4 protein-coding genes are annotated in these 2,349 nt (G+C 37.8%); all 4 read left to right on the top strand.

Annotated elements, in window-relative coordinates; translation table 11 throughout:
• Window positions 1–569, top strand: a 569-nt coding sequence (locus WBN20_RS15335; RefSeq protein WP_424282312.1) for a tyrosine-type recombinase/integrase, incomplete at its 5' end; no start/stop codon positions are given.
• A gap of 52 nt (window positions 570–621) precedes the next feature.
• On the top strand, window positions 622–1,251 hold the full coding sequence (locus WBN20_RS15330; RefSeq protein ID WP_424282311.1) for a hypothetical protein: 630 nt from the start codon (window positions 622–624) through the stop codon (window positions 1,249–1,251).
• A gap of 215 nt (window positions 1,252–1,466) precedes the next feature.
• A complete protein-coding gene (locus WBN20_RS15325) occupies window positions 1,467–1,760 on the top strand; it encodes a type II toxin-antitoxin system HigB family toxin (protein WP_424282310.1) in 294 nt (97 codons plus the stop codon).
• A 1-nt stretch (window position 1,761) separates the two neighbouring features.
• Window positions 1,762–2,118 carry a helix-turn-helix domain-containing protein gene (locus WBN20_RS15320; RefSeq protein WP_424282309.1) on the top strand — a complete coding sequence of 119 codons (357 nt, stop codon included), beginning with the start codon at window positions 1,762–1,764 and terminating at the stop codon, window positions 2,116–2,118.
• Window positions 2,119–2,349 lie beyond the last annotated feature (231 nt).

Raw genomic sequence — 2,349 nt, 5'->3', positions numbered from 1 at the left:
ATCGGTTTTATTCTATTGAACGCCCAAGAAAATCCAAAAAACTACCAGAGGTACTTTCCATTATGGAAGTTCAAAGCCTACTGGCTGAAATCAACAATATAAAACATCGATGTATCGTTGGTTTACTTTATAGTTCAGGTTTACGTCGATCAGAAGTTTTGGCTTTAAGACCAGAGGATATAGATAGTAAGCGCATGTTAGTTAGGGTCAACCAGGGAAAGGGTAAAAAAGATCGGTACACCATTTTAAGTGCTACATTACTAAAAGAATTACGTAATTATTATAAAAGATATCAACCTCGAACTTTTCTGTTTGAAAGTCCTAATGGAAAGGCGTATTCTCCAACCAGTGTGGTCAACATTGTAAGTCGTGCGGCATTAAGGGCAGGAATTAAAAGAAGAGTGACTTCATATATGTTGCGTCATAGCTTTGCAACCCATTTGTTAGATAAAGGAACAGATTTGCGAAAGATCCAGGTTCTTTTAGGTCATAACTCAAGTAAAACAACGGAGATTTACACACATGTTGCAGAAAATTCCTTCAGGGATATAGATGATTTGCTATCTTAGCTTTAGTGATATATAGTGCATAATGTACTATGTTCAATTGTTGGCACCAATTATGAATAGATTGATATTCTTATTAATGCTCCTTATAACCAGCACTATCAAAGCTGATTATGTCACGCCTACGCTAAACAAATTAATTCTTAAAGCAGATAAAATTCTTTATGGTGAAATAGTATGCGTGGATGAATCTGTGATAGAATTAAATGTATATAACAGTATTAATCACGATTCAAGAACAATTACAATAATCAAATTCAAAGAATGGAATTGTGGGAAGCGGTGGATGGAATACCAGGTGGGTGATACTTCACTTTTTTTCCTTAGACTCAAAAATGGTCGCTATCAATCTATGGGTGGTGGAAATGAAGGGGAACTACCCATACGCAATGATAAAATATATGTCCACGCTAGCACTATTTCAACAGCGGGTTTTGTAGGTCAATTTGACCGATCCGAACTTCAAATTGAAGATAATGGATATAACAATCCCTATAATGGATATGTCATGGATCTGAGCGATTTCTGGCAGGCCATCGCTGTAATTAAAAAATGCTTTAAATCTGAGGTTACAGCTACAGGTAACCTATTCAATATCCAGCATATTTGTGACCACTCCGAGTTCGAATCAACTATGAACCAGAACAAGATTTTAAACTGGGCCATAACAGGACTAAAAAGTTAACTGGTGCCAACAATATCTATAATTCATTGCTTACGGATTTTCCTTATGGAAAATCCTTAATTTTATGCGAATGTCCGGGAATTTCGACGGAAAAGTCCGGTGGACATTTTCCGCAACGAAATCATAGCCGAGACCCGTTAGGCACAAGCTAAATAAATTCCTTAAAGTTACCATTTTGGTAACTTTTTTTGTATCTTTGTCTGAAAGAACATATTTTGAGAGTAATCGCAAAGAGGACTTTGAGAGACTTTTGGACAAGGCACGCGGATAGCGAACAGCAATTGACGGCGTGGTACAGGGAAACCGAAAAATCGGAATTTAAGAACCTTAACGAATTAAAAAGGGAATATCCGAGTGCCAGCATATTGAAGGACAATCGTATTGTTTTCAATATAAAGGGCAATAAGTACAGACTTATTGTAAAATTCAATTTTGAGTACCAAATCTGTTGGATTCGCTTTGTCGGAACTCACGCAGAATATGACAAGATAAATGCAAAAGAAATTTAAGATGAAAATAGCACCTATCAGAAACGAAAAAGACTATCAGAAAGCTCTTAAGAGGCTCGAATTGATTTTTGACGCAAAAAAGGGCACCGAACAAGGCGACGAACTCGAAATCCTGTCGATTTTAATCGACCGATATGAGAACGAGAACTTCCCCATTGGAATGCCGGACCCTATCGAGGCCATCAAATTCCGAATGGAGCAGATGGGAATGAAACAAAAGGACTTGGCGGAAGTAGTGGGATTTAAAAGCAGGGTAAGCGAGATTTTGAGCAAAAAACGCAAACTTACATTGGATATGATTAGAAAACTCAACACGACATTGCATATCCCTACAGAGGTATTGGTGCAGGACTATTAGCAAAAAAAGCCAGTGCCTAACAAAACCTATAAACAATACGGGCTTTGGGCTGAATCGCTGGGTTTGCGTACTTTTATGAAGTCTGCAAAATCTTTGGGATTTTGCTTTTTAGTGGGACAAAGAAAAAAACCTCGCTAAAAAGCGTGGCAAGCAAAAACCAAAAGATTTTTGCTATGAGCGTAAGGGAAAGTTAAACGCCGGTTTGCTCCCGTACTGTTCATAGCCACAACG

This window comes from Eudoraea sp. (assembly GCF_049665975.1).
GTDB lineage: Bacteria > Bacteroidota > Bacteroidia > Flavobacteriales > Flavobacteriaceae > Eudoraea.
The sequence above is the reverse complement of the archived record's forward strand: the minus strand, read 5'-3'. Positions and strand labels throughout refer to the sequence as shown.

Excerpts from the sequence above, each read along its gene's own strand:
- WBN20_RS15330 (WP_424282311.1), top strand. The coding sequence starts at position 622 with ATGAATAGATTGATATTCTTATTAATGCTCCTTATAACCAGCACTATC.
- WBN20_RS15320 (WP_424282309.1), top strand. The coding sequence starts at position 1,762 with ATGAAAATAGCACCTATCAGAAACGAAAAAGACTATCAGAAAGCTCTT.